The sequence below is a fragment of the Agreia sp. PsM10 genome, assembly GCF_030433855.1.
Classification (GTDB): Bacteria; Actinomycetota; Actinomycetes; order Actinomycetales; family Microbacteriaceae; genus Agreia.
Window position 1 is genome coordinate 201,239 of sequence record NZ_JARUXC010000002.1, and the last position, 20,731, is coordinate 221,969.

Consider the following 20,731-nt stretch of genomic DNA (forward strand, 5'->3'; position numbering starts at 1 on the left):
GTCCGATTTGTGCTCCGCTAGCTCGTAGCGAGACCGCCGTCACACCAGTAGCTGGTGCTTCGCCAGGTCTTTGTACAGCGGGGTCGACACGACGAGCTCGGAATGCGTTCCCACGCCGACCACGCGGCCGTGCTCGAGCACCACGATCTGGTCGGAGTCGACGACCGTCGACAGCCGGTGCGCGATCACGATGAGCGTGCGGTTCTCCGCGACCGCGTCGATCGCCTCGCGCAGCATCTGTTCGTTCAGGCCGTCGAGGCTCGACGTCGATTCGTCGAGCAGCAGGATGGGCGGGGCCGCGAGCAGGGCACGGGCGATGGCCAGCCGCTGGCGTTCGCCGCCGGAGAGCATGACGCCGTCTTCGCCGACCGCGGCGTCGAGCCCGTTGTCGTTGCGGTCGAGCACCTCGCCGAGATTCACCGCGTGCAGCACCTCGATGCACTGCTCATCGGTCGCGTCGGGGGAGGCCAGCAGCAGGTTCTGACGGATCGTTCCGGCGAGCACGGGCGCATCCTGCTCGACGTAGCCGATCTGCGACCGAAGCGTCTCGCGATCGATGGCCTTGAGGTCGATTCCGCCGAGACGCACGGTGCCCGAGGTCGGATCGTAGAAGCGTTCGATGAGGGCCAGCATGGTGCTCTTGCCCGCTCCTGACGGGCCGACCAGCGCCGTTCGCTGGCCCTGGCGGGCCGCGAAGCTCACGCCGTGCAGAACGCCGGATGCCATGGGCCCGCCCGCAGGTACGTCGTCGTCGTCGACGGGCGCGCCGGCATACGCGAAGTGCACGTCGTCGAACTCGAGAGCGACGCCGTCGGATGCGATGGGAGGCGCCGAGGTGCGCGCGATCTCGGCGTCGAACTGGGTCTCGACGGGCAGGTCGATGATCTCCTGGATGCGGCCGAGGGCTCCGAGCGCCTGGTTCACGGAGTTGAGCGCACCGAACGCCTGGCCGAGAGGCATGATCATCATGAACAGGAAGAGGATGAACGAGATCAGGTTGGCGATGGTGATCGAGCCGTCCGCGACGCGGAAGCCGCCCACGCCGAGCACGACCAGCAGCGACACCTGCAGGGCGATTCCGGCGATGGGCACGACGAGGGCCGAGATCTTCGCGACCTGCACGCCCATGTCGAACGCGCCCCGCGCATCCGTCTCGATGGCCGCGATCTCGCGGTCGGTGGCATTGGATGCGCGCACCGTACGGATGGCGCCGAGCGAGCGCTCGACCGATGCCGCGAGGTCGCCGACCTTCTCCTGCTGCTTGCGGCTGGCCGTGCGCACGCGACCGGAGATGAGGACGACCGTGACGACGGAGACGGCGATGACCGCGACCGTGAGACCGAGCAGCACGGGATCGATGATGAGCATGGCGATCAGGGCGCCGAAGAACACGAGCGAGCCGCCGATCGCGTCGACGAGTCCCTGGGTGATGACGGCGTAGAGGAGCGTGGTGTCGCTGCCGACGCGGCTGACGAGGTCGCCGGTTCTGCGCACGTCGAACTCGCGAATCGGCAGACGCATCATTCGGCGCACCAGCTGGCGCCGGGCCGACAGTACGACCGCCGTGCCCGTGCGCTGCAGCAGGTAGTGCTGGAATCCACTGATGAGCCCGGAGACGACCACGAGGGCCACCAGCGCGGCCACGAGGGTTCCCAGCGGATCGCCGGCTTGCACCACGGTTATCACCTGGCTCACCAGCAGGGGCTGGGCCAGGCTGGCCCCGGCTCCCAGGATGCTGAGCACGATGACCACGCCGAGGATCGGACGGTGCTCGGAGAGATAGGGCAGCAGCTGGCTGAACCGGGCGCGGGGGCCGTCTTCGGGCTTCGGCGCCCGGCCCAGTCGGCGTCGTGGCTGCGTGCTGGTGCTCATGCGGATCTTTCTGCTGCGGGAAGAGGGGAGTGCGATGCGCCGTACCGTCGGTCGAGCCGAGTGCGCGGGCCCCTCTCCATTGTGCACCGCGTGTGCGCGGTGCGGGTCACCGGGTGGTGACGACGGCGGCCGGGCTGTCGATCGACGACGAGGTGGGCGAGACCGGAGGAGCGAGCAGAAGGGCCGCCAGCATCAGGCCGCCGAGACCGGATGCGAGAAGCCAGGCGCGGATCGCCCGTTGGGGCTCGTCGCCGCGCCAGGAGCCGGCGTGACGCCACGGCGTGCCCGCATGAATCGACATGGGCTCACCTTATGCCGCGAGCCTGCGAACTGCCGCACAGTGCAGGACACTGGCGGCGGCTCGCAGGCTCGGGGATGCGTGCGGTGACGCGGGTCAGGAGACGTTCGACTCGTAGTCCACGTCTTTGGTCTCCTTGCTCAGGATGAGGGCGACCAGAGTGATCACGGCCGCGGCACTCAGGTACAGGCCGACCAGCCACGTGCTGCCGTCGGCGAGGGTCCACAGGTAGACGGCGATGAACGGGGCGACAGCGGCACCGAGGATGCTGGCGACGTTGTAGCTGATCGCCGAGCCGGTGTAGCGCACGTTGGTCGGGAACAGCTCCGGCAGGATCGATCCCATGGGGCCGAAGGTGAGCCCCATGAGCGTGAAGCCGATGATGAGCAGTGCCATGACGCCCACGAAGCCGCCGCCGAAGAGCGGAACGAAGAGCAGGCCGAATACGATGATGCCGATCGTGACCCAGATGAGCGTCTTGCGGCGACCGAACTTCTCGGCGAGGGGGCCGGCGACCAGCGTGAAGATGCCGAAGAACACGACACCGATGATCAGCATCACCAGGAAGTCGTTGCGGGGGTAGCCGAGGCCCGCGACGAACGCGTCGGCCGAGAACGGCTTGCCCGCCTTCTCCGCGGCGGCCTGCCCGGCCTCGACGGTTGCCGGGGTCGTTCCGAAGGTCAGGGTGAAGGTGGTCATCAGGTAGAACAGCACGTAGGTGGCCAGCATGATGAACGTGCCGAGGATGAGCGGGCGCCAGCTCGTCTTGAAGACGCGCGCGAGGGGGAGCTTCGCGACCTCGCCCTTCTCGACGACCTTCTGGAACGCGGGCGTCTCGATGAGCTTGAAGCGCACGTACAGGCCCACTGCGACCAGCACCGCGCTGCCGAGGAACGGGATGCGCCAGCCCCAGGCCGCGAAGTCCTCGGCGCTGAGTCCGAGGGAGAGCCAGAGGAACACGCCGTTGGCGACGATGAACCCGATGGGCGCACCCAGCTGCGGGAACGTGCCGTAGATGGCGCGCTTGCCCTTCGGGGCGTTCTCGGTCGCGAGCAGCGCTGCACCGCTCCACTCGCCGCCGAGGCCGAGGCCCTGGCAGAAGCGGAGGATGACGAGGAACGTCGGGGCGAGCACGATCCATCCGTCCGCGCTCGCGGTGGGCAGGCATCCGATCAGCACCGTCGCGATACCCATCGTGAGCAGCGAGGCCACGAGCGTTCCCTTGCGACCGATCCTGTCGCCGAAGTGGCCGAAGATGATCGAGCCGATGGGTCGCGCCACGAACGCGGCGCCGAAGGCGGCGAACGAGCTCAGCAGTGCGGTGGTGTCGTCGGCGTTCGGAAAGAAGAGCTTCGGGAAGACGAGCACCGCTGCTGTGGCGTAGACGTAGAAGTCGTAGAACTCGATCGACGTGCCGATGAGGCTGGCGAGGATGACGCGCGAGCGGGGATTGGTCTTGGGCGCGGGCGCTGTTGCGGCCGGGGCTGCGGATGACATGAGCGGGCTTTCGGTGAGTGCGTCGAGACGCGATGACGAGAGCGCACCGGGCTGGCGCCGGGAGCAGCGACGTTGTTCGTCGGCCCCACGAGCGTCATCGATGCGAAAAGTGTCGGCGCCGGTTCTGCGCCCCGACAACCTTACGCGCGAATCGGGCGCGGCATGCCCCCGCAGAGGGTCATTCCCGCCGCGGCATACGAGTACGGCTCCCTTACAATTGTGCCGAACGCGTCCGACGGTGGCCGTTCAGGATGGACAGTCATGCCCCGCGTCTTCGTCGTCGGTTCCCTCAATATCGACTCGGTCGTCGAGGTCGAGAGGCACCCACGACCGGGCGAGACACTGATGGGCGGCGACGTGGCCACCTTCTTCGGGGGAAAGGGTGCGAATCAGGCCGTCGCTGCCGCGGCGGCGGGCGCACAGGTGCTGTTCATCGGTCGTGTCGGCGACGACGCGGGCGGGCACGACTACATCGCACGGCTCAACGCCCGCGGAATCGACGCGAGCGGGGTCACGGTGACACAGGGCTCGACCACGGGGCACGCGATGATCGCGCTGGATGCGCAGGCTGAGAACACCATCATCGTGTCGCCGGGCGCCAACGCCCGTCTCACCACGGCCGACCTGGGTCCGCTCGAATCCGTCGAACCGGGCGACGTGCTTCTCGCGCCCCTGGAGTCCGACCTCGAGGTGATCGCCGAGGCGGCGCGCATGGCGCACTCGCGTGGCGCCAGGGTGGTGCTCAATCTCGCTCCGTTCGCGGAGATCCCCGCCGAGGTCCTCGCGCTCGCCGACCCGGTGGTCGTCAACGAGCACGAGGCGCAGCAGCTCGAGCGCTCCGGGGTGTCGCCCGAGTCGCTGCTGGTCACGCTCGGCTCGGCGGGGTCGCGCTGGGGCTCCATCGAGGTCGCCGCCGCCCGGGTCGATCACGTGGTCGACACCACGGGCGCGGGCGACAGCTACTGCGGAACGCTCGCCGCGGGCCTCGCGGCCGGCCTGGATGCGCGCGCCGCCATGCAGGCCGCGAGCGACGCGGCGGGTCGCGCCGTCGAGTGGGTCGGCGCGCAGCCCGACTGACAGCTCAGCGGCGCTCCAGCATGATCTTGCGGATCGCCTGGGCGGTCGCGAGGGCGGCCTCGGCAGCCTCGGCCCCCTTGTCTTCGGTCGAGTCGGGCAGCCCTGCGCGGTCGAGTCCCTGCTTCTCGTCGTCGAGCGTGAGAACGCCGAATCCGATCGGCTTGCCCGTCTGGATGCTCACGTGCGTGAGGCCGGAGGTCGCGGCATCCGACACGTACTCGAAGTGCGGCGTGCCGCCGCGGATGATCACGCCGAGCGCCACGACGGCGTCGGCTCCCGCCTCGAGGGCGGCTTTCGCGACCACGGGCAGTTCGAAGCTGCCGGGCACCCGCACCTCGCTGACCTCGGCGCCCGACGCGTCGAGCACCCGGTGCGCGCCGGCGAGGAGGCCGTTCGTGATGGTCTCGTGCCAGAGGCCGGCGACGATCGTGATCTTCAGGCCGGTGCCGTCGGTGTTCAGAGTGGGGGATCCTGCACCGCTCATGATGAGGGCCTTTCGTCGGTGGATGTGGGAGAGAGCTGGTCGCGAGTGACCCACTCGGGAATGACATGGCCCATCCGCGACGCCTTCGCGGTGAGGTACCCGGCGTTCGCGGCGTCGACGCCGACGATCAGGGGCACCCGTTCGGCGACGGTCACGCCGTGCTGTTCGAGCTGGCTCACCTTATCGGGGTTGTTCGTGAGCAGCCGAACCGATCGGATGCCGAGATCGGCCAGGATCGCGACGGCGGCCCCGTAGTCGCGGGCGTCGGCGGGAAGCCCGAGAGCGAGGTTGGCGTCGAGGGTGTCGAGGCCGTCCTCCTGCAGCCGATAGGCCCGGAGCTTGTTCAGCAGACCGATGCCCCGCCCCTCGTGGCCGCGGAGGTAGATGACCACGCCGCCCGTGGCGTGAACCTGGTCGAGGGCCTCCTGCAACTGGGGGCCGCATTCGCACTTGAGCGAACCGAACGCCTCGCCGGTGAGGCACTCCGAGTGCACGCGCACCACGGCCGAGGCCGATGCGGGGTCGCCCGAGACGAGGGCCAGATGCTCGTAGCCGGTCACGGTGTCGTGGTACGCCCTGATCCTGAAGTCGCCGTGCACGGTGGGAACCGTGGTCTCGACCTCGAAGGTCACGCGAAGGGGCTCGCTTGCGACCTCGGGAGCCGTGACGATGGCCTCGGGCGGCGTTCCGGCGAGCCGTGCCGCGGCATCCACACCGTCGAGGTAGTCGATGAGGGCCGCGATCGTGGTGACGGGCAGCCCGGACTCCGCACCGAGCTCGAGCAGGCCGGGCAGGCGCATCATCTCGCCGTCGTCGGCGACGATCTCGCCGATCACGCCCACCGGGGTGAGGCCGGCCAGGGTCAGCAGGTCGACCGTCGCCTCGGTGTGGCCCGGGCGCACGCGCACCCCGCCGGAGACGGCGCGCACCGGCAGTACGTGACCGGGCCGGATGAAGCTCTGCGGAGTCGATGCGGGATCGGCGAGGCGACGGAACGTCTCCGCCCTGTCGGTTGCGCTTATTCCCGTCGTGATGCCCGACGACGCGTCGACCGTGACCGTGTAGTCGGTGCGCAGCGAGTCCTCGTTGCGTTCGACCATGCGGGGGAGGCCGAGCCTGTCGCTCGTCTCGGCCGTCATCGGCGCGCACAGGAACCCGGAGGTGTGCCGCACCATCCAGGCGATCCACTCGGGAGACGCGTGCTCTGCCGCCAGGATCGCGTCGCCCTCGTTCTCCCTGTTCTCAGCGTCGGCCACGATGACGGGTCGACCCTGGCGGAGGGCGTCGAGGACCTCGGTCATCGGAGAGAGAGAAGTCGGAGACGAGGACGTGGCGGTCATGAGCGGGCTCCGAACGACAGGAGGCGTTCCACGTGGCGGGCGAGGATGTCGGTCTCGATGTTGACGAGGTCGCCCGGCGAGAGAGTTCCCAGGGTCGTGGCCGACAGGGTCTCGGGAATGAGGGACACCTCGAACCAGTCGCCCTCGTCGTCGCGCCCGATGGCCGAGACGGTCAGCGAGACGCCCGAGACCGCGATCGATCCCTTGTCGACGACGAGTCGGGCGTTCTCGCCTGAAAGGCGGAACCGGAGCACGCTCCATGCCTCGCCGGGGGAGACCGACAGAACGGTCGCCGTGCCGTCGATGTGCCCCTGCACGATGTGGCCGCCGAGCCTGTCGCCCACCAGGGCCGCGCGTTCGAGGTTCACCTCGGAGCCCTCCACGAGCGAGCCGATGGTCGACATGGCCAGCGTCTGCGCCATCACGTCGGCGGTGAAGGTGTCCTCCACGCGATCGACGACCGTCAGGCAGACGCCGCTCACCGAGATGGAGTCCCCGTGGCGGGCGTCGGAGACGGACAGGGGGCCGCGAACGGTCAGGCGCAGCGCGTCGCTCGATCGGGCGATCGCCGTGACCGTTCCGCGTTCTTCGATGATTCCGGTGAACATGTCAGTCGTCTTCTTTCGGTGGGGCGGAGTCTGTGTCGGCCGAGTCGGTGTCGGGAGAGACCGCGGGGCGGGCGACGAGCAGCAGATCGTCGCCGAGTCGCTCGACGTGGGTGAATCTCATGCGGTGCTGCTCGGAGATGGTGCGCACCCCGATGTCGGTCACGGCGGTCGCGGGCCCGCCCAGCAGCGCGGGTGCGAGGTAGACGAGCACCTCGTCGGCAAGACCTGCGGCGAGAAAGGCGCTCGCAAGGGTCGGGCCGCCCTCGACGAACACGTGGCGCACGTCGCGCTCCGCGAGCGAGGCGAGCAGGCCCGGCAGGTCTCGATGCGGGTACTCGATGACACCGGCCGGATGCGCGAGGACGCGCGAGTGGCGGGGCACCGAGCGGCGTCCGACGATCACGGGAATCGGCTGCTCGGGCAGCTCCAGGCCTTCGGCGTCGCGCGCCGTCAGGCCGGGATCGTCGGCCAGCACGGTGCCGGTGCCGACCGCGATGGCGCCCGCCTCGGCGCGCCGCCGATGCACATCTGCTCGGGCGGCGGGTCCCGTGATCCACTGGCTGGTGCCGTCGGCAGCGGCCGCGCGACCGTCGAGACTGGATGCCCATTTGACGGTCACGAACGGGGTGCCGCGTTGCATCGCGGTGAGCCAGGGCAGGATGTTCTCGGTGGCCTCGGCGCGGAGAAGGCCCTCCTCGACGTCGATGCCGGCGCCGCGGAGGCGCTGGCCGCCCCCGGCCGATGAGACGCCCGGATCGTCGACGGCGTAGACGACCCGGCCGACGCCGGCCGCGATGAGCGCCTCGCTGCACGGGCCCGTGGTGCCCGTGTGGTTGCACGGCTCGAGTGTCACCACCGCGGTCGCGCCCCGAGCGAGCGAGCGGTCGGAGAGTGTGTCGAGCGCGGCGACCTCGGCGTGCGCGGTGCCCTGCCCGCGATGCCAGCCTTCGGCGATCACGCGACCCGAGGCATCCAGAATGACGCAGCCGACTCGGGGATTCGCCCCGTTGGCAGGGCCGCGCCTCGACAGCTCGATGGCACGACGCATCGCGTCGGCTTCGTGTCGCTGCCTGGTCATCCGGTCTCCGTCTGGTCGACGCATTCCGGGGCCCCGTCGTGTATCGACGAGTTCGCCGCCCGATCCACACGCGCGCATGCGCGGTCGTTCGGGTGACGCGTGCATCCTCTCATCCGGACTTTGGAGGCCACCAGCTCGCCTCGTTACCGTCGGTCCTGGAGTTCCACCAGGTCAACCGCAGAGTATTCGCTCTCTTCGCAGAGAGCGCGTCGACCGCGGCTCGCAGACTGTCACCGCCGGTTCGGAATTCCACCGACCCCGGAGCACGTAGTGCTTGTTATGCGACCCGCCTATGCAGGAAGGTCACTTACTACTTATACCCCCAACGCCGGGGCGCCGCGAATATTCCATGTCGCCGCGTGACGAGCCGAAGCGATCGGCGAGTCCCCACGAGGTGACCTTGAGCAGTGCCTCGACCACGATCGCCGAGCTCATCTTCGAGCTGCCCTCGACCCGCTCGACGAAGGTGATGGGGAACTCGCGCACGTCGCCGCCGGTCTTCTCGATGAGCCAGGCCATCTCGATCTGGAAGCAGTAGCCCTGGCTGGCGACGCTTCCGAGGTCGATCTGCCGGAGGGTGTCGACGCGGAAACCACGGAATCCCGAGGTGATGTCGTGCAGTTTCGATCGCAGCAGGATGCGCGCGTAGGCCGTTCCTCCGCGGGAGATGAGGCGGCGGTACAGAGGCCAGTTCCGGGTCTTGCCGCCGGCGATCCACCGGGCGCCGATCGAGAGGTCGGCCCCGTCCTCGAGCTGCGCGATCATGAGCGGCAGCTCCTCGGGCTGGTGCGAGCCGTCGGCATCCATCTCGATGATGAAATCGACGTCGTGGTCCTCCGCCCACCGGAACCCGGCGATGTACGCGGCACCCAGCCCGTTCTTCTCCGTGCGGTGCATCACGCTCACCCGGTCGTCGCGGGCGGCGATCTCGTCGGCGAGACGGCCGGTGCCGTCGGGGCTGTTGTCGTCGACGACGAGGATGCGCGTGGTCGGCACGGCGCGCAGGGTGCGCTCGACCGCGTCGGACAGGGCGTGCAATTCGTTGTACGTCGGAATGACGACGAGGGTGGATGACATGGGGTGCCTCTCTCACGAGAACGATACGGCAGCCGGTCTCGACTGGAGCAGTCGTCACTCTAGAGGGCGCCACCGCCCGGATCGCTGGGTGTTCGCTGGTGGTCTGTCGAGTGTTCTCCAGCGGCGGGGAGAAAAGATGGCTCGGAGGTTGATTCTGTGTGAACGTCAAGTCAAGCCTTAGCTCGCTCCCAGTATCCGCGACGGAGCGATTGCTAGCCTCGAAGAGTTCGACAGCGCCGTTGATCCGCCCCACCTTCACTTCGCGTTTGGAACATCCATGGCATCGATCGACCCGCTCGGCCTCGTGCCATCCCGCTACCGTCGCATCGTGCGCGAGCTCGTGCAGTTCGGCATGGTCGGCGGCGTCGGCTTCGTCGTGCAGGTCTCGGTGTTCAACGTCCTCCGCGCCACCGTCTTCTCGCCCACAGAGGTGCACAACGGTCCGATCTTCGCCATGCTCGTCTCGACGCTGCTCGCGATCGTCGTGAACTGGCTCGGCAATCGCTACTGGACCTTCCGGTCGAAGCGGCAGGCACGCATCCTGCGCGAGAGCGTCGAGTTCTTCGCGGTCAGCGTCGTGGGAATGATGATCGGCCTCGGGTGCCTCTGGTTCTCGCACTACGTGCTCGGCTTCCGCAGCGTGTTCGCCGACAACCTGTCGGGCAACGTGATCGGCCTCGTGCTCGGCGCCGCCTTCCGGTTCGTGCTCTATCGCTTCTGGGTGTTCAACGCCAACCGCTCGCTCGACACGGTCACGGTCACGGCCCCCGTGACGGTCGCGGCCGACAGGGCCACGCCGACCTCCTGACCGCGACCCGCGTTCGCAGTGCGGCACACCGGTTGACCAATTCCGTGTAGGGTGGGGCCGTTCGACCGCACATGCTTTCACAGGAGATGGCAATCATGACCGCACGGCTTGAGGGAAAGACCGCACTCGTCACGGGGGCCGGATCGGGGATCGGCCGGAGTGTGGCCGAGAGTTTCGCGCGTGAAGGCGCCCGGGTCGTGTTCTCAGATCGTGACCTCGCCGCGGCCCAGTCGGCCGCGTCGGCCTGGCCCACGGCCATCGCCGTCGAGCTCGACATCTCAGACGAGGCAAGCGTCGCCGCCGCGTTCGCCGATCTGGATGCATCGGGTTCGGCACCCGACGTCGTCGTCGCGAACGCCGGCGTCCAGCTCTTCGGTCACGACGCGAAGGTCGCCGACCTCGACCTCGACGTGTGGAAGCGCACGATCGACATCAACCTCACGGGCACCTTCCTCACCGTCAAGCACGCAGTGCGCTCGATGCTCGGCCGCGGGGGATCGATCATCCTCACCGGCAGCCCGACCGGGCTCAACGGCGAGGGCCAGGACTTCACCGCCTACAGCTCGTCGAAGGCGGGCATCCACGGCCTCGGCCGCACCGTCGCGGCGGCCTACGCGGCCGACGGCATCCGGGTCAACACGGTCGTGCCGGGATATACGGAGACGCCGCTGGTCACCGCCATCTCGGGCGATGAGGAGGCCAGGGCCGCGATCGTGTCCCGTATTCCGATCGGTCGCGCAGGCAAGGCGTCCGACGTCGAGGGCATCATGATCTACCTGGCCAGCGACGAGTCCAGCTTTGCCACGGGCGCGCTCTTCCGCGTCGACGGCGGAATGACGACGCTCTGAGCCGCTGAAGATCCGCAGCCGACGATGCTCATCTCTCCTCCCGCCGATCTGCTCCGCGCCGACGAGCTGTCCACGACGCGCATCCGGCGCGGTCCCTGGCAGGCCGAGCTGCGCGCCGGCGAACTCGACGACATCCGACACGCGGGCAGACCGGTGCTGCGCAGCGTGCGGGTCGTCGTGCGCGATCGCGACTGGAAGACCCTGCGATCGCGCGTCGAGCGGATCGAGGGCGTGGACGGGGGCGGGCAGCTCGTACTCCACGGTCACGCGCAACAGGGCGACGCCCTCGTACGCTGGCGACTCACGGTCGACGCCGACGGCGAGACCTTCGTAGTGGCTCTGCGTGCCGAGGCGGAGTCCGAGTTCCTGCGCAACAGGCTCGGTCTGATCGTTCTGCACTCCCCCGATCTCGCCGGCCGGCAACTGACGGTGGAGCACCCCGACGGAGGGTCGACGAGCACGATGTTTCCGATCGCGATCTCTCCGCACCAGCCGGCCCTCGACATCCGTGCCCTGTCGTGGGCAGGAGGGGATTCCGGCGACGACGTGGAGTGCCGCCTCGAGCTGACAGGCGACGTCTTCGAGATGGAGGACCAGCGCAACTGGACGGACGCGTCGTACAAGACGTACTCCACCCCGCTGTCGCTGCCCTTCCCTGTCGAGCTTCGTGCCGGCGACGTCGTCGAGCAGTCGCTCACGCTCACGTGCTCGCCTGCCCGGGCGGGGTCGGATGCAACGGGTGCCGCCAGCGACGCGCGTGCCAGCGACACCGTGGGTGCCAGCGACGCCGTGGGTGTCGTACCGCTCGCCATCGGCGGGCGCCTGCGGGGCACGACCGTTCCTCGACTCACGACGATGGCCTCGACGGCTGCCGGGCTGAACGTGGAGGGCCGACCGTCCGCCTGGGCGCGGGAGCTTCTGGTGGAGCTCGACCCGGCCACGCCGAACTGGGCGGGGGCCCTCGAGCGGGCCCTCGGCGACGCAGGCTCCCGCCCGCTCGACGTGCGGATCGTGGCCGCCGATGTCGGCGCGGCCGAGCCCGTCCTCGACGCCCTCGCCGAGCATCCATCGAGCAGCTTCGCGCGGATCGGGCTGTTCGGGGGAGCGGGACACATGGCCGACGCCGACACGTCACGTGCACTCGTGGCGGCGCTCGACGCCCACGGTCTCGACATCCAGGTCATCGCGGGAACCCGCGCCCACTTCACCGAGCTGAACCGCGGCACCGATCGCCTCGATTCGTGGCGGGGCCCGATCGCGTTCAGCATCACGCCGTTCATGCACGACACGTCCGGCCACCAGCTCGTCGAGTCGGTGGCGATGCAGCGGCAGGTGGCGGCGGAGGCTCAGCGGATCGCCGACGGTCGGCCGCTGCACATCGGACCGATCACCCTCGGGGCCCGCTTCAATGCGGTGGCGACGACTCCCGCGCCGCTGGCTCCCGGCCCCGACCTCGCGGTGGGCTACGGTGCAGCGCTGGTCGAGGGCGCGAGCGATCCTCGAACGGGCGCGGCGTCGCTTGCTGCCTGGCTCGTGGCGAGCGTGGCGGCCCTGTCTGCGCCGACCGTGCTCTCGCTCTGCTTCGTCGAGGAGTGGGGACCGCGCGCGGCGAGCCACCCGCAGGCTGTTCAGGCGCTGACCTGGCTCTCACAGCTCGAAGGATCGACCCTGCTCGAGGCAAGCGCTCCCGGTCTCGCCGTGGTCGCGGCCACGTCGAGGGCCGGGGGCGGCACGGTGCTGATCATCGCCAACCTGAGCGCCGAGCGGCGCGCGGTGAGCGTTCCGGGCGAGGCGTCGACTGTGGAGCTCGATCCCGGCCACGTCACGCGCATCGAGGTGCGTCCGGGATCCGGCCCCGCGAACGACGGACTGGCCGAGGAATAGGCTGGGGGCGTGACGCCTCCGCCTGCCCAGAGCCCCAGACGGGGTGCGTTCGCCAGACGGATGGTCGAGGCGGGTCTGGCCCCGGCGCGCTACGCCCGAGTGCTGCAGTCCGACGACAGGGCGCCGCTGCTGCAGATCGTGAAGACGGGTGTCGCGGCATCCCTCGCGTGGGTCGTCTGCCTCGCGATCCTGCCCGCTCAGCTGCCCGTCTTCGGCGCGATCGCCGCGATCATCGTGGTGCAGCCCAGCGTGAACCAATCGTTCGCCAAGGCGTTGGAGCGCACGGTCGGCGTCATCGTCGGAGTCGTGATCGCCTACCTCGCCGGGCTGGTGTTCGGACAGTCGACCTGGATCGTGCTTCTGTCGATCGTGCTCGCCCTGCTCACGGGCTGGGCGCTGCGACTCAGCCAGTCGACAACCGTTCAGTTGCCCATCAGCGCCATGCTCGTGCTCACGATCGGAGCGCAGACCCCGGGCTACGCGGGCGGACGCATCATCGAGACGGCTCTGGGAGCGCTGGTCGCCGTGGCCGTGAACCTCGTCGTGGTGCCGCCCGTCAGGCTCCAGCCCGCCCACGACGCGGTGGCCGCGCTCGGCAAGGAGACGGCCGCGTGCCTCGACGGCCTCGCACAGCTGCTCGTCGAGCCGTCGACCGCCGCGCAGCGCAACCAGGCGCTCGTCGAGGTTCGCCTGCTCGCCCCGATGCTCGCGAAGGCCCGCGCGGCGGTCACGAGTGCGGAGGAGAGCCTGCGTTTCAACCCGCGACGCCGCACGAACTCCGAGGCTCTCGAACTCGACGACGATCTGCTCGCCATGCTCGGGGTCATCGTCGGCAGGGTGCCCGGCATGGTCAGAGGCCTCGCCGACAACTACGACGAGTCGCTGCACACCGAGAGCACCGTCAGGGGGCTGGCCGACGAGATGACCCGGGCGGCCCACGACCTTCGTCTGGTCATGCAGGACTCGGATCTCGACGGCGACGAGCCCGAGCCTCTGACGAGCGAGGTGCCCGCCCTGACGGCGCCGCTTCGGGTGATCACCCCGAGCCCGACCCACTGGATCCTGATCGGCTCGCTCATCGAAGACCTGCGCCGCGTGCACGAGGTGATCGTGGAGGCGGGGCGGAGCGTCAGGCCCTGACGCTCCGCCTCACGGTTCAACTGGAGCGCGGCAGGAAGCCGACCTTGTCATAGACGTCGGCGAGGGTGGCCGAGGCCACCTCGTTCGCGCGGTCGGCATTCGCGGCGAGGATGCGGTCGAGCTCTGCCGGGTCTGCCAGCAGCTCGAGGGTGCGCTCGCGAACCGGACCGAGGGTCGATTCGACCACCTCGACCAGGGCCTTCTTCAGGTCTCCGTAGCCTCGACCGGCGAAGTCCTCCTCGAGCGACGAGATGGGCACGTCGCCGAGCACCGAGAAGATGGTGAGCAGGTTGGCGACCCCGGGCTTGGCCTCGCGGTCGTACACGACCCGGCCATCGGCATCCGTCACGGCCCGCATGATCTTCTTCGCCGTGGTCTTGGCGTCGTCGAGCAGCCACACGATGCCGGCCGGCGACTCGGAGGACTTCGACATCTTCGACTGCGGGTTCTGCAGGTCGAAGATCTTGGCCGTCTCCTTGAGGATGTAGGGCTCGGGGATGCGGAAGGTCTCGCCGAAGCGCGCGTTGAACCGGGTCGCGAGATCACGGGTCAGTTCGATGTGCTGACGCTGGTCTTCGCCGACCGGAACCTCGGCGGCCTGATACAGCAGGATGTCGCCGGCCTGCAGGATCGGATAGGTGAACAGGCCGACCGACGCCGCGTCGGAGCCCTGCTTGGCCGCCTTGTCCTTGAACTGGGTCATGCGGCTCGCCTCGCCGAAGCCGGTGAGGGTGTTGAGCACCCAGGCCAGCTGGGCGTGCGCCGGAACCTGCGACTGCACGAAGAGGGTCGACTTCGCCGGATCGATGCCGGCGGCGATGTACTGGGCGGCGGTGAGACGGGTGTTCTCACGCAGCGTCGCCGGGTCTTGAGGAACCGTGATGGCGTGCAGGTCTGCGATGAAGAAGAACGCGTCGTGGGTCTCCTGCAGGGCTTTCCAGCTCATCAGCGCGCCGATGTAGTTGCCGAGGTGGAGAGATGCGGCCGAGGGCTGCATACCGGAGAGGAGGCGGGGTTTGGCGGTCATGGGTATGTCGTTCCCTGAGTTGGTGTCGTTCCCTGAGCCTGTCGAAGGGAGGGGGGAGTTAGAGTGCGTAGTCGACGACCACCGGAGCGTGATCGCTCCAGCGCTCGGCGTAGCTTGCGGCGCGGTCGACCGTGTAGTTCGTGACCATGGCCGCCAGGTCGGGCGTGGCGAGCTGGTAGTCGATACGCCAGCCGGTGTTGTTGTCGAATGCCTGGCCGCGAGCCGACCACCAGGTGTACGGGCCCTCGACCTCGCCAGCGGCTCGACGCCCGATGTCGACGAAGCCGAATCCGGCGCCCGCGTTGTAGTCGGGGTCGCCCTCGGCGCCGAGGAAACGATCGAAGTACGCGCGCTCCTCGGGCAGGAAGCCGGCGCGCTTCACGTTGCCCTTCCAGTTCTTGATGTCGAGGGTGCGGTGGCCGACGTTCAGGTCGCCCACGACGACGGCGAGAGGGTTGTGCTCTTTCAGCAGCGGGAGCCGCTCGATCATCGCATCGAGGAACTTGTACTTCTCCACCTGCTTCGGCGTTCCCGCCTCACCGGAGTGCACGTAGGTCGACACGACCGTCACGACCTTGTCGCCCACCTCGTAGTCGGCCTCGAGCCAGCGCCCGGCGCTGTCGAAGTCGTCGGCGCCGAGCGCCACACGGTGGATGGATGCCTTGTTGCGGCTCGCGAGTGCGACGCCGGCCCGCCCCTTGGCCGTCGCGGCGTCGTGCAGGATGTCCCACTCGTCGCCGAGCAGGTTCTCGAGGTCGCTCGTGGCCGCGCGCACCTCCTGCAGGGCGAGGATATCGACCTCCCGGTCGTCGAGCCACGCGCCCATGCCGTTGCGGAATGCGGCGCGCACGCCATTGACGTTGACGGACGCGATACGGAGGGGGGTGCCAGATTTCGACGAAGACATCCGAACAGTTTAGCGAGGTGTCGGGGTCTCGTCCTTCAGTCTCGACTCCTCGCGCACCGCCGCCTTGAGCTTGCGCGAGAGGCCCCGACGTCGCAGTCCATGGGCCTCTCGCAGCTCATCCTCGAGGCGCTGCCTCTCGGCGGCGGCCACCACCACACGCGCCTCGGCGTGCTTCAGTTCCGCCTCCGCCTCGAGCTGTTCGGGCGACAGACCACGAACGTCGAGGCCGACGTCGGCGACTCCGACGGAGATCCACGCGGCGGTGATGAGGATCACCTGGCAGATCAGGTTGAAGAAGATCAGCAGACCGGCGATCACGGCGAACGAGGCGATGAGGGGGTTGTTGCTCGCCCCTCCGAGCAGCAGGCCTCCAAGCGCCTTCAGCAGGCCCAGCGCCGCCGCTCCGATGAGTGCGCCGCTGATCACGCGGCGGAAGGGGATGCGGATGCCCGTCAGCACTCGATAGAAGACCAGCAGCACGAGCGTGTCCAGTGCGAACGCGATCAGCAGGCCCACGATGCGGGCCACGACCACGGCGAAGCCGGAGGTGTTGTCGACGCCGATCAGGTCGAATGCCAGCCCGATGAGGGTCGTGCTGCCGATGCTGATGCCGGCCGACACGACCAGCACGATGCCGAAGCCGAGCGCGAGCCCGGCATCCTTCAGTTTGAGCAGGAGGAAGAAGGTGGTGTCGGGGCCGACCGAGAAGATGCGGCGGATGGCGTCTCGCGCGGACGCGAGCCAGCCGAGGGCCGTGAAGACGAGTCCGACCAGGGCGATGACACTCGACCAGCTGAGCGCGGGGGTGTTGAGCAGGGCGTCGGCATCGACGGCTCCGCCGTCTCCGATGAGGCCGGGCACCGCGTTGCCGATGATCGCTATCAGCTCTTCGAGCAGGGGGCGGTTCGACGCCAGCACGAGCCCTGCGATCGAGAACCCCGCCCAGAGCGCGGCGAAGACAGCGAACAGCGCCTGGTACGACATGCCGGCGGCCATGAGCGGTCCGCCGTTCGAGGCGTAGTGCTGGAACACCCGCACGGGCTTCAGCTTCATGACCCTCTGCACGAGTGCAGGGATGCCGGTGGCCGGTTTCTCGGTGGAGGTGCTGTTGTCGCTCACGAATCCACCCTATTCAGCCCGAGCACATCCGCGCTCCCGCTTGACGCCGGCACACTCGATCGGTGCAACGGGGGCAGGCGCTACGGCTTGCCTCGCATGATGGCCTGCTTGACCTCGGCGATGGCCTGGGTGACCTGGATGCCGCGGGGGCACGCCTCGGAGCAGTTGAAGGTGGTGCGGCAGCGCCACACGCCCTCTTTGTCGTTGAGGATGTCGAGGCGCACGTTGGCGCCCTCGTCGCGGCTGTCGAAGATGAAGCGGTGGGCGTTGACGATGGCGGCGGGGCCGAAGTACTGCCCGTCGGTCCAGAAGACCGGGCAGCTCGACGTGCACGCGGCGCAGAGGATGCACTTGGTCGTGTCGTCGAAGCGTGCGCGCTCGGTGGCCGACTGCAGGCGCTCCTTCTCGGGCTTCGACGACGAGATCAGGAACGGCTGCACCTCGCGGAACGACGCGAAGAACGGCTCCATGTCGACGACGAGGTCCTTCTCGAGCGGCAGGCCCTTGATGGCCTCCACGTAGATGGGCTTCGTGATGTCGAGGTCTTTGATCAGCGTCTTGCAGGCCAGGCGGTTGCGGCCGTTGATGCGCATCGCATCCGAACCGCAGATGCCGTGGGCGCACGAGCGGCGGAACGTCAGCGACCCGTCCTGCTCCCACTTGATCTTGTGCAGCGCGTCGAGAACGCGGTCGGTGGGGTACATCTCGACGTCGAAGTCCTGCCACGTGGGCTCGTCGTCGGTGTCGGGGTTGTACCGACGCACGATCAGGGTGACCGTGAAGGTGGGGATGACGTCGTCAGCGGGGGCCGGCGGAGAATCCAGGGTTGCTGTACTCATTTAGTACTTCCTCTCCATGGGCTGGTAGCGGGTCACGACGACCGGCTTCCAGTCGAGTCTGATGTGGTCGCCGGCGTCGGCCGACATGGGATCGCCCGAGAGGTAGGCCATCGTGTGCTGCATGTGGTTCACGTCGTCGCGGGTCGGGTAGTCCTCGCGCATGTGCGCTCCGCGGCTCTCCTTGCGGTTGCGCGCCGAGTAGACGACGACCTCGGCCAGGTCGAGCAGGAAGCCGAGTTCGACGGCCTCGAGCAGGTCGGTGTTGAACCGCTTGCCCTTGTCCTGAACGAGGATGTTCTTGTAGCGCTCGCGCAGGTTGTGGATGACCTCGGTCACCTCGGTGAGGCTCTCCTCGGTTCTGAAGACCTGGGCGTTGCGGTCCATCGACTCCTGCAGCTCGCGGCGGATGACCGCGATGCGCTCGGTTCCGTTGGAGTTGCGCGCGTTCTCGATGAGCTCGCGAACGCCCGCCGCGGGGTCGTCGGGCAGCTCGACCCAGGGGGCCGTCTGCACGTACTCCGCCGCGGCGTTTCCGGCGCGCTTGCCGAACACGTTGATGTCGAGCAGCGAGTTGGTTCCCAGGCGGTTCGAGCCGTGCACGGAGACGCACGCGCACTCGCCGGCGGCGTAGAGGCCGGGAACGACGGTGGTGTTGTCGGAGAGCACCTCGGCCTGGACATTGGTGGGGATGCCGCCCATCGCGTAGTGCGCGGTGGGGAGCACGGGCACGGGCTCGGTGTACGGCTCGACACCCAGGTAGGTGCGTGCGAACTCGGTGATGTCGGGCAGCTTGGCGTCGATGACCGCGGGGTCGAGGTGGGTGATGTCGAGGTAGACGTAGTCCTTGTGGGGACCGGCGCCGCGGCCCTCGCGGATCTCGAGAGCCATGCAGCGGGCGACGATGTCGCGGGGCGCGAGGTCTTTGATCGTGGGGGCGTAGCGCTCCATGAACCGCTCGCCCTCGCTGTTGCGCAGGATCGCACCCTCGCCGCGGGCGGCCTCGGAGAGGAGGATGCCGAGTCCGGCGAGGCCGGTCGGGTGGAACTGGAAGAACTCCATGTCCTCGAGGGGGAGGCCCTTGCGCCAGATGATTCCGACGCCGTCGCCCGTGAGGGTGTGGGCGTTCGAGGTCGTCTTGTAGATCTTGCCGAAACCGCCGGTCGCGAAGATCACGGCCTTCGACTGGAAGACGTGGATCTCGCCGGTGGCGAGCTCGAACGCGACGACGCCGGCCGGCTTCTGCCCGCCGAAGCCGTCGCTGACCATCACGAGGTCGAGCACGTAGTACTCGTTGAAGAAGTTGATGCCGAACTTGACGCAGTTCTGGTACAGCGTCTGAAGGATCATGTGGCCGGTGCGGTCGGCCGCGTAGCAGGCGCGGCGAACGGGCGCCTTGCCGTGGTCGCGGGTGTGCCCGCCGAAACGACGCTGGTCGATCTTGCCCTCGGGCGTGCGGTTGAACGGCAGGCCCATGTTTTCGAGGTCGATGACGGCGTCGATGGCCTCCTTCGCGAGGATCTCCGCGGCATCCTGATCGACGAGATAGTCGCCGCCCTTCACCGTGTCGAAGGTGTGCCATTCCCAGCTGTCCTCCTCGACGTTCGCGAGGGCGGCGGCCATGCCGCCCTGCGCCGCGCCGGTGTGGCTGCGGGTCGGGTAGAGCTTGGAGATGACTGCCGTCTTCGCCTTGGGGCCGGCCTCGATGGCCGCCCGCATTCCGGCGCCGCCGGCACCCACGATGACGATGTCGAACTGGTGGTAGTGAACTCCGTCGACGACGGATCCGTCTGCGTACTCGGTCATAGCGGTCGCCGTCAGCTCGCCGAGCAGAACGAGGCGAGGAGATCGGCGGGTGCGCCGGCGGGGCAGGGGTCGAACGTGAAGATCACAAGAGTTCCGAGCGTTATGAGGACGATGACAGAGAAGAGCAGGGCGCCCTTGAGGATGCCCCGGGTGGTGCGGTGCGATGCGTAGTCGTTGACGAGGGTGCGCATGCCGTTGGCGCCGTGGATCATGGCGAGCCAGAGCATGAGGCAGTCCCAGACCTGCCAGAAGGGGTTCGACCACTTTCCGCCGACGAAGGCGAAGTCGATGGCCTTGATGCCGTCGCCGAGAACGAGGTTCACGATGAGGTGGCCGAAGATGAGCACGACGAGCACGAGGCCCGAGGCGCGCATGTACATCCAGCCCCACTTCTCCCAGTTGATGCCGCGCGATCGCGGGGCACGGGAGTACGGGCTGCGGGGAGCTTCGATCGTGGTGGCCATCAGTGCCCCATCTCGCTGAAGACGTTGATCAGGTGGCGCGGCACGAAGCCGGCCATCGTCACGACCCAGAGGCCGATGACGACGTAGAACATCACCTTCTGGTACTTCGGGCCCTTGGTCCAGAAGTCGATGAGGATGATGCGGATGCCGTTGTAGGCGTGGAACGCGATGGCGCCGACGAGCGCCGTCTCGCCGAGGCCCATGATCGGGTTCTTGTACGTGCTCATCACGGCGTTGTATGCCTCGGGCGCGACGCGCACCAGAGCGGTGTCGAGAATGTGCACGAGGAGGAAGAAGAAGATGGCGATGCCCGTGATGCGGTGAAGCACCCACGACCACATTCCCTCTCGCCCGCGGTACAGAGTGCCCTGAGGCCTCTTGCCCGTGGGTGCCAGGGATCCTGGCGCATGGGTTCCTGTCTCGGTTCTGGACACGAACAACCCTCCTTGGTTGAGTAAGCCGTGCTGGAGATGGCTCGTCGCGGTCGTGCCGGTCGACTCGTACAGGTGGTTCAGGATCGGGCGAAGGCGAAGATGGTCTCCAGTTTATAAGTTCTCGCCG

20 protein-coding genes and 1 riboswitch are annotated in these 20,731 nt (G+C 68.3%); of the genes, 5 read left to right on the plus strand and 15 right to left on the minus strand.

What is annotated here, in order from left to right; genetic code table 11:
• Positions 1-39: 39 nt before the first annotated feature.
• The 3 genes from QCD70_RS03040 to QCD70_RS03050 all read right to left on the minus strand — a co-directional run bounded on the left by QCD70_RS03040 (position 40) and on the right by QCD70_RS03050 (position 3,667).
• Positions 40-1,872, minus strand: a complete 1,833-nt coding sequence (locus QCD70_RS03040) for an ABC transporter ATP-binding protein (protein ID WP_301213674.1) — start codon at positions 1,870-1,872, stop codon at positions 40-42.
• 106 nt (positions 1,873-1,978) lie between these two features.
• A complete protein-coding gene (locus QCD70_RS03045; RefSeq protein ID WP_301213675.1) occupies positions 1,979-2,173 on the minus strand; it encodes a hypothetical protein in 195 nt (64 codons plus the stop codon).
• Between the two features lie 93 nt (positions 2,174-2,266).
• Entirely contained in the window at positions 2,267-3,667 is a 1,401-nt protein-coding gene (locus QCD70_RS03050) for an MFS transporter (protein WP_301213676.1), read from the minus strand.
• A 261-nt stretch (positions 3,668-3,928) separates the two neighbouring features.
• Between QCD70_RS03050 and QCD70_RS03055 the strand changes: the two genes are divergently transcribed.
• Positions 3,929-4,744, plus strand: a complete 816-nt coding sequence (locus QCD70_RS03055; RefSeq protein ID WP_301213677.1) for a ribokinase — start codon at positions 3,929-3,931, stop codon at positions 4,742-4,744.
• A 4-nt stretch (positions 4,745-4,748) separates the two neighbouring features.
• Here the strand turns inward: QCD70_RS03055 and ribH are convergent, their stop codons facing one another.
• The 5 genes from ribH to QCD70_RS03080 all read right to left on the minus strand — a co-directional run bounded on the left by ribH (position 4,749) and on the right by QCD70_RS03080 (position 9,331).
• On the minus strand, positions 4,749-5,228 hold the full coding sequence (gene ribH, locus QCD70_RS03060) for a 6,7-dimethyl-8-ribityllumazine synthase (RefSeq protein WP_301213678.1): 480 nt from the start codon (positions 5,226-5,228) through the stop codon (positions 4,749-4,751).
• Entirely contained in the window at positions 5,225-6,568 is a 1,344-nt protein-coding gene (gene ribA / locus QCD70_RS03065; RefSeq protein WP_301213680.1) for a GTP cyclohydrolase II, read from the minus strand. Before ribA ends, ribH begins: the two co-directional genes overlap by 4 nt.
• Positions 6,565-7,176, minus strand: coding sequence for a riboflavin synthase (locus QCD70_RS03070; RefSeq protein WP_301213682.1), 612 nt, complete (start codon positions 7,174-7,176; stop codon positions 6,565-6,567). The genes ribA and QCD70_RS03070 overlap by 4 nt, the downstream gene beginning before the upstream one ends.
• 1 nt (position 7,177) lies before the next feature.
• Positions 7,178-8,254: a bifunctional diaminohydroxyphosphoribosylaminopyrimidine deaminase/5-amino-6-(5-phosphoribosylamino)uracil reductase RibD gene (ribD, locus tag QCD70_RS03075; RefSeq protein WP_301213683.1), complete on the minus strand. Its 1,077-nt coding sequence runs from the start codon at positions 8,252-8,254 to the stop codon at positions 7,178-7,180.
• A 96-nt stretch (positions 8,255-8,350) separates the two neighbouring features.
• Positions 8,351-8,524, minus strand: a riboswitch (FMN riboswitch).
• Positions 8,525-8,557: 33 nt separating this feature from the next.
• Positions 8,558-9,331 carry a polyprenol monophosphomannose synthase gene (locus QCD70_RS03080; protein WP_301213685.1) on the minus strand — a complete coding sequence of 258 codons (774 nt, stop codon included), beginning with the start codon at positions 9,329-9,331 and terminating at the stop codon, positions 8,558-8,560.
• A 277-nt stretch (positions 9,332-9,608) separates the two neighbouring features.
• On the opposite strand from QCD70_RS03080, the gene QCD70_RS03085 reads away from it, so the two are divergent.
• The 4 genes from QCD70_RS03085 (at position 9,609) to QCD70_RS03100 (ending at position 14,011) form a co-directional block, all read left to right on the plus strand.
• Complete coding sequence (locus tag QCD70_RS03085; RefSeq protein ID WP_301213687.1) at positions 9,609-10,139, plus strand: GtrA family protein; 531 nt, start codon at positions 9,609-9,611, stop codon at positions 10,137-10,139.
• A 95-nt stretch (positions 10,140-10,234) separates the two neighbouring features.
• The gene (locus QCD70_RS03090; protein ID WP_301213689.1) at positions 10,235-10,987 is read left to right on the plus strand and encodes an SDR family NAD(P)-dependent oxidoreductase; all 753 of its coding nucleotides are present in this window, start codon (positions 10,235-10,237) and stop codon (positions 10,985-10,987) included.
• Positions 10,988-11,011: 24 nt separating this feature from the next.
• The gene (locus tag QCD70_RS03095; RefSeq protein WP_301213691.1) at positions 11,012-12,871 is read left to right on the plus strand and encodes a hypothetical protein; all 1,860 of its coding nucleotides are present in this window, start codon (positions 11,012-11,014) and stop codon (positions 12,869-12,871) included.
• 9 nt (positions 12,872-12,880) lie between these two features.
• Positions 12,881-14,011 carry an FUSC family protein gene (locus QCD70_RS03100; protein ID WP_301213692.1) on the plus strand — a complete coding sequence of 377 codons (1,131 nt, stop codon included), beginning with the start codon at positions 12,881-12,883 and terminating at the stop codon, positions 14,009-14,011.
• 16 nt (positions 14,012-14,027) lie between these two features.
• Here the strand turns inward: QCD70_RS03100 and trpS are convergent, their stop codons facing one another.
• From trpS to sdhC, 7 genes are all read right to left on the minus strand, one after another.
• Positions 14,028-15,038 (minus strand): tryptophan--tRNA ligase, encoded by a 1,011-nt coding sequence (gene trpS / locus QCD70_RS03105; RefSeq protein ID WP_301213693.1) that lies wholly within the window; start codon positions 15,036-15,038, stop codon positions 14,028-14,030.
• Between the two features lie 58 nt (positions 15,039-15,096).
• Complete coding sequence (locus QCD70_RS03110) at positions 15,097-15,945, minus strand: exodeoxyribonuclease III (protein ID WP_301213694.1); 849 nt, start codon at positions 15,943-15,945, stop codon at positions 15,097-15,099.
• A 9-nt stretch (positions 15,946-15,954) separates the two neighbouring features.
• Positions 15,955-17,064 carry a YihY/virulence factor BrkB family protein gene (locus QCD70_RS03115; RefSeq protein ID WP_301213695.1) on the minus strand — a complete coding sequence of 370 codons (1,110 nt, stop codon included), beginning with the start codon at positions 17,062-17,064 and terminating at the stop codon, positions 15,955-15,957.
• An 80-nt stretch (positions 17,065-17,144) separates the two neighbouring features.
• On the minus strand, positions 17,145-17,903 hold the full coding sequence (locus tag QCD70_RS03120) for a succinate dehydrogenase iron-sulfur subunit (protein ID WP_301213696.1): 759 nt from the start codon (positions 17,901-17,903) through the stop codon (positions 17,145-17,147).
• Positions 17,904-19,706, minus strand: coding sequence for a succinate dehydrogenase flavoprotein subunit (gene sdhA / locus QCD70_RS03125; protein WP_301213697.1), 1,803 nt, complete (start codon positions 19,704-19,706; stop codon positions 17,904-17,906).
• Positions 19,707-19,717: 11 nt separating this feature from the next.
• Positions 19,718-20,170: a succinate dehydrogenase hydrophobic membrane anchor subunit gene (locus QCD70_RS03130; protein WP_055775601.1), complete on the minus strand. Its 453-nt coding sequence runs from the start codon at positions 20,168-20,170 to the stop codon at positions 19,718-19,720.
• Positions 20,170-20,604 (minus strand): succinate dehydrogenase, cytochrome b556 subunit, encoded by a 435-nt coding sequence (gene sdhC, locus QCD70_RS03135; RefSeq protein ID WP_078714258.1) that lies wholly within the window; start codon positions 20,602-20,604, stop codon positions 20,170-20,172. Before sdhC ends, QCD70_RS03130 begins: the two co-directional genes overlap by 1 nt.
• Positions 20,605-20,731 lie beyond the last annotated feature (127 nt).

What these genes read in the sequence shown, in the direction of transcription:
- QCD70_RS03040 (WP_301213674.1), bottom strand. Translation starts at nt 1,872, where the DNA reads ATGAGCACCAGCACGCAGCCACGACGCCGACTGGGCCGGGCGCCGAAG.
- QCD70_RS03045 (WP_301213675.1), bottom strand. Translation starts at nt 2,173, where the DNA reads ATGTCGATTCATGCGGGCACGCCGTGGCGTCACGCCGGCTCCTGGCGC.
- QCD70_RS03050 (WP_301213676.1), bottom strand. Translation starts at nt 3,667, where the DNA reads ATGTCATCCGCAGCCCCGGCCGCAACAGCGCCCGCGCCCAAGACCAAT.
- QCD70_RS03055 (WP_301213677.1), top strand. Translation starts at nt 3,929, where the DNA reads ATGCCCCGCGTCTTCGTCGTCGGTTCCCTCAATATCGACTCGGTCGTC.
- ribH (WP_301213678.1), bottom strand. Translation starts at nt 5,228, where the DNA reads ATGAGCGGTGCAGGATCCCCCACTCTGAACACCGACGGCACCGGCCTG.
- ribA (WP_301213680.1), bottom strand. Translation starts at nt 6,568, where the DNA reads ATGACCGCCACGTCCTCGTCTCCGACTTCTCTCTCTCCGATGACCGAG.
- QCD70_RS03070 (WP_301213682.1), bottom strand. Translation starts at nt 7,176, where the DNA reads ATGTTCACCGGAATCATCGAAGAACGCGGAACGGTCACGGCGATCGCC.
- ribD (WP_301213683.1), bottom strand. Translation starts at nt 8,254, where the DNA reads ATGACCAGGCAGCGACACGAAGCCGACGCGATGCGTCGTGCCATCGAG.
- QCD70_RS03080 (WP_301213685.1), bottom strand. Translation starts at nt 9,331, where the DNA reads ATGTCATCCACCCTCGTCGTCATTCCGACGTACAACGAATTGCACGCC.
- QCD70_RS03085 (WP_301213687.1), top strand. Translation starts at nt 9,609, where the DNA reads ATGGCATCGATCGACCCGCTCGGCCTCGTGCCATCCCGCTACCGTCGC.
- QCD70_RS03090 (WP_301213689.1), top strand. Translation starts at nt 10,235, where the DNA reads ATGACCGCACGGCTTGAGGGAAAGACCGCACTCGTCACGGGGGCCGGA.
- QCD70_RS03095 (WP_301213691.1), top strand. Translation starts at nt 11,012, where the DNA reads ATGCTCATCTCTCCTCCCGCCGATCTGCTCCGCGCCGACGAGCTGTCC.
- trpS (WP_301213693.1), bottom strand. Translation starts at nt 15,038, where the DNA reads ATGACCGCCAAACCCCGCCTCCTCTCCGGTATGCAGCCCTCGGCCGCA.
- QCD70_RS03110 (WP_301213694.1), bottom strand. Translation starts at nt 15,945, where the DNA reads ATGTCTTCGTCGAAATCTGGCACCCCCCTCCGTATCGCGTCCGTCAAC.
- QCD70_RS03120 (WP_301213696.1), bottom strand. Translation starts at nt 17,903, where the DNA reads ATGAGTACAGCAACCCTGGATTCTCCGCCGGCCCCCGCTGACGACGTC.
- sdhA (WP_301213697.1), bottom strand. Translation starts at nt 19,706, where the DNA reads ATGACCGAGTACGCAGACGGATCCGTCGTCGACGGAGTTCACTACCAC.
- QCD70_RS03130 (WP_055775601.1), bottom strand. Translation starts at nt 20,170, where the DNA reads ATGGCCACCACGATCGAAGCTCCCCGCAGCCCGTACTCCCGTGCCCCG.